The 7,044-nt window shown below is 67.0% G+C and carries 4 protein-coding genes; 1 reads left to right on the top strand and 3 read right to left on the bottom strand.

Annotated features, from left to right (window positions below):
* Window positions 1-29: 29 nt before the first annotated feature.
* The 3 genes from RBB46_RS17540 to RBB46_RS17550 are packed head-to-tail and all read right to left on the bottom strand — an operon-like array spanning window position 30 to window position 6,745.
* Window positions 30-2,801, bottom strand: a complete 2,772-nt coding sequence (locus tag RBB46_RS17540; RefSeq protein WP_306030316.1) for a polymorphic toxin type 4 domain-containing protein — start codon at window positions 2,799-2,801, stop codon at window positions 30-32.
* A gap of 15 nt (window positions 2,802-2,816) precedes the next feature.
* Window positions 2,817-5,687, bottom strand: coding sequence for a hypothetical protein (locus RBB46_RS17545; RefSeq protein ID WP_306030312.1), 2,871 nt, complete (start codon window positions 5,685-5,687; stop codon window positions 2,817-2,819).
* Between the two features lie 59 nt (window positions 5,688-5,746).
* Entirely contained in the window at window positions 5,747-6,745 is a 999-nt protein-coding gene (locus tag RBB46_RS17550; protein ID WP_306030313.1) for a hypothetical protein, read from the bottom strand.
* Between the two features lie 94 nt (window positions 6,746-6,839).
* Here RBB46_RS17550 and RBB46_RS17555 point away from each other — a divergent pair.
* Window positions 6,840-7,044, top strand: a 205-nt coding sequence (locus RBB46_RS17555; protein WP_306030314.1) for a hypothetical protein, incomplete at its 3' end; no start/stop codon positions are given.

Here is a 7,044-nt window from a genome sequence, read left to right on the forward strand (position 1 = left end):
AACGGGGCCCGTCGGTCACGGACAAACGGTCATTTGGTCACGGTGCCCTTGGCGGTTTTCGCACTGACGGCTTTGGGCTTGCCGAAAGACGCCCACTTCTGGACCAGCCGGTCGAACATCTCCCGCCGGCGATCGACGATCGCGACAGGCAGATCGTTGATGGGCAGATGGCTGAACGCCTCGGGATCGACATGTGTGAGATCCTCCGCGAGGGAGATCAGAGGCTTCTCGGCACTGCCCTCGACACGAATGCCGGTGGTAAGAACCGTGCGCCCCTCCCCGCCGAACACGGCCTCGACCCGGTAGGTGATCTGCTTCAACCGAAGGGAGCGCGGATGAAGGGTGGTCGCCGTGATGAGCTTGTAGGTCACACCGCGCAACTGGTTGTCATGGAGTATGCGCAGGAACTCCTCGATGCCGAGATTCTGCAGGATCTGGTTGACCTCCGACGGCGCGTAGGCAATGGCGTAGAAGCTTTCGAAGCCGGTTCCCTGCCCCTGCGCGTGGGCAAGTTCCATGCGCGACTTGGCATAGGACGGGTCCATTTCGCCCCGGCGAAAATAAGCCCGCTCGAAATATTTCCGCTTCGACGAGGGACCAAGCACGCTCTCCACAACCGTGGCCGGCTCGTCCCCCGCCGTGCGCCAGACGCGCTCGCCATTGGGAAATTCGAGGACGATGCCGTTCGGCACGAGGTCCGGCGGGTTTTCCGGATCGATGACGACGCGTTTCCATCGCTCGGGTGCGAGCGACCAGGCTTTCTGACGGATCGGCCCGATGAACGTCTCCCGGCTGCCCAGCGCCGCCGGTCGCCCGCGCGGCGGCCGAACCACAGCCGGCCCCACCACCGTTGCGGAGGATGCAGGTGCGATCGACCGATCGAGGCCCTGACGCATGGCCTGGCCAGCGCGGGCGCTTGCAAGGGCGGCATCGGGATCGCGTCCCGTCGCGCGCGCCATGCCGCGCGTGATCGCATCATTGAGAAAGTCGTAGCCCTCGCGGATGAACCCCATTTTCCTCCACTCCCCCTTGAGGCGAACGAAGGCGTTCGGGTTTCCGGCCATCCGGCGGGCGAGGTCGTCCTCCAGCCGCTCCAGTCCGCCGAAGCCGGCGGCATAGTCGTCCAGGCGCTTCCTGTCGGCCAGATAGGCGGCGCTTTGTGCTTCCGCTACGGGCGGGGACTGCACCGCCGCCTCTGCGGCAGCAGGAGGAAGCTCGACCGGACGCGACGCTTCAACAGCTTCCAGCGGCGACGGAGCTGCAGCGCGGGCCGGTGGAAGGGTCGGTGGAGGGGTCGGTGGAGGGGTCGGTGGCACCGGAGGATCGCCCGCCAGGGTGAACCGTGTCACGCCGGCCTCGCCCGACGACAGCCGGCGACTTGCGGCGCGCGCCGCCTCCAGCGCTTTCGCGGCTGCCTCGCGCATTTCGCCGAGCGCCCGGCCCCGGCGAACGGCGGCCGCCCCTTGCGCAAGGCCGGCGACGCCGACCGGCAGCATGACGAGCGACAGGGCCCCGAGCCACCAGCCGAGCCGCGCGGTTTCCGGATCGCTGGCAACGAGAAGGGAGGCATCGACCATCGCGAGACGATTGAACTCCTCCCGCTCCAGGTTCCGGGCCTCGACCATGCCCTCGTGCACGGAAATCGCGGCGGTCTGAAAGCCCAGATCGGCAATACCGATCAAGACCCCCGCGAGCAGCCCGCCCACGCCGAACGAGGCAATCGCGAGTGCCACGGCCAGCACCGTCGCCTTGGCGGCAAAGTCGTCTGCGTCCGTCCATGCCCTGCTTGCCTCCGCGATCAACTCGTCGAGAAGAGTCCGGACAACGGAACCGGGTGCGTCGTCCGCAGCGATGATGTCGGCGGCCATGACCAGCAGCGGCCGGAACTTCGACCAGTCCACCCGCCCGGCAAGTTCGTCCTCCAGCTCGAGTGCGGTGGCGCGGCACTGGCCGATACACAGGCCGACAATGCGTCTGATGGCGGCCGCGCGCGCGGCGGCCGGCAGGCCCAGGATCTCGACAAGGGCCCCGGGCAGCGCCGGATGCGTTGGGTCTCGCCAGGGCCCGAGATGCTGGACGATCAGAAGCACGGGGTGGCGAAGATAGAGCGCTTCCCGCAGGGCCTCGTCGCCGATCGCGCCGAGCCCCTGCAGCACGCGGAACCTGGGATCGGCGGCCGCCTCGCCGCCCTCCATGGCGCGCCAGGGGACATAGCCGACAGCAGCCCAGACAAGCCCGATCCTGTCGCCGCGCTCGGCCAGGTCTCGCTCGTGGCGATCCGCGGGCAGGCGGGGCGACTGCGGTGCGGCGGCGACCGACGGGCCCACGGCCGCCTCTCCGGCCGCTGGCCGATACGGCTGCAGCTCCGGCAGGACGGACACCTCGTCATAGAGCGGCACGAAACGCGCCCGCGAGACGAAGGGCAGCCAATCGCGCATGGCGCGCGTCAGACCCTCGATCTCGGCTGCCGCGTCGGGGCCGCGCAGATAGCGTTCGCCGAGATCGTCGGCAACGGCACGCATGCGCTCGAAGGCCGAAACGCCGCATTGCCCGGCCGCCGCTTCCAGGGCACCGCGCAAGGCCTCTTTGTCGACCTCGAAATCCGTCTGCGAATAGGCTGTCGCGAGCAGTCCCGACCGTGCGACCCCGCTCACTCCGGCCCAGTCGTCATCGGACCGCGTGAAGGGCTGCAGGTGTTTCAGCGGAATGGCCCTTCGGGCGGCAAGAATGGCCGCCCCCCGCGCGCGCAACCGGCACAGGACCGACGCAAGTTCCAGATCGTCGGGACAGCCGGGAACCATCGCCACGGAACGGGACTAGGGACGGGACGGTGCGACGGGGTCGCCATCGTCGTCGCCGGCCTGCGCATCGTCGAGCGCAACCAGATCGGCGAGGCGATCCGCGCCGGCAATAACGGTCATCCGCTCGATGTCCGGGTCGCCAAGACGACCTTCGGCGAGGCGGGCGGCGTAGCGACCGTTCTCCAGCCTCCTGGAGAGCACGTCCTCATAGGCCGACAGGACATCCATGTAGCGGTGCATCGCCTTGAACGGCTCGAGCGAGGACATCGTGTCGACCTCGCGGGTGAGGACGACATCGTTCGAATCCACCAGGATGCGGCGCGTGTGCAGGTTCCGCAGCAGATAGTCGAAATACCGGTTGCGCAGCCGGTCGCGGTCGGGTTCGGGCAGCGTCTCCCATGCGATCTCCTCCGCCGACAGGCCGTCGCCGATCGCGGAGCAATCGGCGAACTGCGCCATGCAGGTGCGGATGACCCCGGGCGTGAAGATGCTTGCCGCCTGGTCCTCGCGCAATGGGCCCGAACTCCATTTCAGGGCACGCAGTTCAGGGTCTTCCAGCACCGGCAACAGGCGCACGCTGACCTCGAACACCTGCCCGTCGACCAGCACCGCGGCCGGGCTCCTTGGCTCGATCCAGCAGCGAACGCCCTGGAACTGAACCGGTCTGCCGGGCGTGAAGGGAACAAGCTCCACCTGTTCGAAGACACCGGCGGCCTGTTCGACCTCGACCGCGAAGGCCGGCTCAGGCGATACGACATGGACCAGGCGGAAGTTGCGCTCCTCCTGGCGCGAAGGCGAGGCAACCGCATAGCAGGTCCAGTGCGCCGCATCGCGCGGCTGCGCCGGGCGGATGCGGGTGCTGATCTGCTGATAGGGCCGGCGCGCCAGATTGATCATGTCGATCAGCTGGTCCCATTGCTCGCTGAACTTCAGCCGATAGATGCTGTAATTGCCGCTGAAGCCGATGGGGCCCGACAGGTCTGCCAGATCGGAAAGCGGGCGCGTGTCCCTCGCGAAGTCCTCGATGGCCGGCGCGAATGCCCCGTCGATCATGTAGCTGCCCGGCGCCCCGGTGGCGACGAACTCCCAGCGGACGGGCACCTGGATCTCGCGGAACCGCATCATGCGCGAATCCGGGTCCTCGGCCGACCAGATCGCCCGGCAGTAGTGCAGGATATTGTCGTAGACATGCGCACGCAGGCGGCGCACCGAACGCAGGAAGGTCTCGCGCTGCGCGCGCCGGGCCCGTTCACGCTCGACCTCGCGTTCATAGGCCTGCTGCATGTTCTGGAAGAGATCGGGGATCGTGCCGCGCATGTTGGCGTAGGTATCGGGAATGCCGGCACGATCGCCCGGCGCCTGCCCGCTGAGCGATCCCATCAGCCGGTCGATGCGCGGGTCTATCGGTTCGCCGGCATCGTCGGCCACCTCCCAGCTTCTTATGGTCTCAAGGTCGGAGCGGAAGGATTCGTCCTTCAGCGCGGCCGCCAGGATCCAGTCGTGGCGGCGGATCCAGTCCGCCGTGATGTCCTTGGGAGCGGGCAGCGCCTCGGCGACGTAAACGACGGCGTTGACCTCGTTCAGGAAGCTCTGGATCTCGTATTGCCGCTGCAGACGGGAGTAGATGTAGGTGACGGCAATCTCGTCGTTGGGATTGGTGATTTCCGAGTGCTGCGTGCGCTCCGAGCTGTCCTCCCAGTCCGTCGAAACGACGATCTTCGTTTCGGCGCGGATCCTGCTCGCCGACTTGCTGACGGCCTCGTTGAGAAAGGTCTTGGTGTCGCGGGAGGTGTTGGAGACCTCGCCGCCCGCCTCGCCGTTCAGTCCTCCCGTCGCCGCCTCGCCGAGCGGGCCGGCGATGTTGGCCTTGAGGTTCCAGTCGAACTGTCCGAACGCCTCGGCCACCACCTCATGGGAGTCCTTGGACGAGGCCGAGGCTTCCGTCGATGTCTCGATGCCGCGTGTCGCTTCCGAGAGCCGGCTGGACTTCCGCGTCTGCACCACCTTGAGGCCGATCTTCTCCGACTGGCGGGGACCGAGCGGCAAGGTGCGCACGACATCGCCCGCCTGGGTCCCGAGCGGCACCCAGGTCTGGCGGTAGATCGTCTGAAAGCCGAAATTGACGCTTCCGGGGCGAAACGGCGTGAACGGATAGGCCGTCGGCAGCCTTTCGCCGAAGAGCGGCGCCTCGTTCATCTCCCGTTCCGCGCCAAGCCGCTCGAACGGACCGATCTGCTCGACGACCGCGGCGATCCCTTGCGCCCAGAACGCAACGGACTGGACATGCTCGAAATCCGCGACCCGAAGGGTACGGTCGGTGCCGGACAATGCACGCAGCCGGCTCGTGAACCAGTCCCGCACGACGCGGCGGGCCCGATCGACAAAGGGGAACCGTGCCTTTGCCGTCAGGTAGAGCTCGAACAGTGCCAGTCCCATCGAGGCGCGAAACGCCTCGGCGCATTGCGCGACCGCCTGCCGCAAACTGGCCTGCACCTCGGTTTCGGCGCGCAGGTCGGTGAGGAAGATGACACCGTACTCTCCATCGATCTCGAAGCGGATCGAGGTCGAGAGGTGCTCCGACTGCAGCACCAGCAGAAAGTCCTGCGGAAACAGGCGCACGAACCAGTCGAAATCGACCCAGCGATCCATGTCGACCGGCGCGTCCCGCGAAACGCCGGGATCAGGCGTGCTGAAATGGATCAGTTGCGGCTCCAGAAGCGACCGATAGGCGGCAAAGTCGTAAAAGGCGGTCTCCCGGATGGGCGTCTTCGCCCGCATCGTGCCGCTGCCTCCCGGCGACAGGTTCAAGATGCCCTTCAGCAGGTCCCCGGGGATCGCGTCCCCGTCGGGACGCGCGATGTCCTCCAACGTCAACTTCTCGGGCATTGGTTCCGTCCTATGCGATCTGGTTGGCGTCGTGGCTGGGGCATCCGGTTTCTCGGCGACTAGCCCGGTCGCCGGATCGCCGAAGGTTTGCGTGAAAAGGGTTCAACGGAACCGTGCGGCGGCCTTGCCCCCAACGGCAAGTGCAGGCTCGTCTGCGAAACCGGGGTCTGGATCGCAAGCTGGCCGCGGTTGCGCGTCCTCGCCCCGGGTTTCCAGGCCTGGGCCTGAGACAGCAGCTCGCGAACCCCGGCCTCTCCCTCGTGGAAGTCCGCCGCATCGCCCTTGCGCGGGCCGCCGCGCCACTTGACCACGCGTATGTCCCTGGCGCCCAGCGCGGACAGGCGCTGCGCCACGCGCTCCATGTGCCTGACGCCGATGCTGTCATTGTCCGGCCAAAGATAGACCGTCTTGAACGCGGCCAACGGCTCCAGTGCCGGGCGCGTGGGCGTGTGCAGGGCGCCGGTCAGCGTCCCCGCCGCCGCGAACCCCTGGCCGATCAGCGCCTCGGCCGCGACGACGCCCTCGGTCACGATGATTTCGGAGACCTTCTTCGGATCGACCGAATCCAGTGCGAACAGCGGCAGGACGGGCGCAACGGCATCCATCGTGACCGGATTGCCAAGCGCGCCCCTGGCATCCGTTTCGAAAAGCGCGAACTCCTTGAAGCGGCGCTTCTGCCGCGACAGCAGGACACGCCGAACCTGCACAACGCTCCGTCCGTCGAGCAGGGCTATGGGGTGGCGCTCCTCGCTCAGGATCTGCGATCCGTCCGGGCGAAGCTTTTTCGGATCCGCGGCGTCGCGATCCGTCTGCATGGCGGGTTTCCCGACCTCCGAGCGATGCCACCAGGGGTCGGCAAAGAACGCATCGCGCCGCACCACGGCGGCCGGCACCCTGGCCGGAACCGGCGCAAAGCCCAGCTGAATGGCCCGCTGGTGCCGCTTCTCGAAGGGCGTGGTTGCTGACCGGATGTCTGCCTCGCGCACCATCGCCGCGATGACGGACCTGCGGACGGCTTCGCTGGGAAGCGCATCCAGCCAGGCGCGTGATGCAAGCATCCGTTCACTCCCGAACGGCTCGGTTGTCTGTTCGGAAACCTGCCCCCGGGACGCTGTCACCCCGAAAAACCGACGAATATCTTCAAGCAATCCCATGACCGGCCCCGAACTCGCTGGAGAGAAGCCGCCGGATCAGCGCCGGCCCGCCGAGATCAATTTTCTTCCGAAGCCTTTTCAGTCTTGCGAGAAAAGCAAACTGCACGCGGCATTTCAGGCAATGAAGGTCGAACACCATTCAGGTGCTGTCAAAAGAAATCTGGGCGGCGAAGGCCGGGTCGCGCGGCACCGGCGGCGCACAG

Source organism: Stappia sp. MMSF_3263, assembly GCF_030733745.1.
GTDB lineage: Bacteria > Pseudomonadota > Alphaproteobacteria > Rhizobiales > Stappiaceae > Stappia.

Coding starts and splice junctions, on each gene's coding strand:
- RBB46_RS17550 (WP_306030313.1), bottom strand. CDS start 6,745: ATGCTTGCATCACGCGCCTGGCTGGATGCGCTTCCCAGCGAAGCCGTC.
- RBB46_RS17540 (WP_306030316.1), bottom strand. CDS start 2,801: ATGGTTCCCGGCTGTCCCGACGATCTGGAACTTGCGTCGGTCCTGTGC.
- RBB46_RS17545 (WP_306030312.1), bottom strand. CDS start 5,687: ATGCCCGAGAAGTTGACGTTGGAGGACATCGCGCGTCCCGACGGGGAC.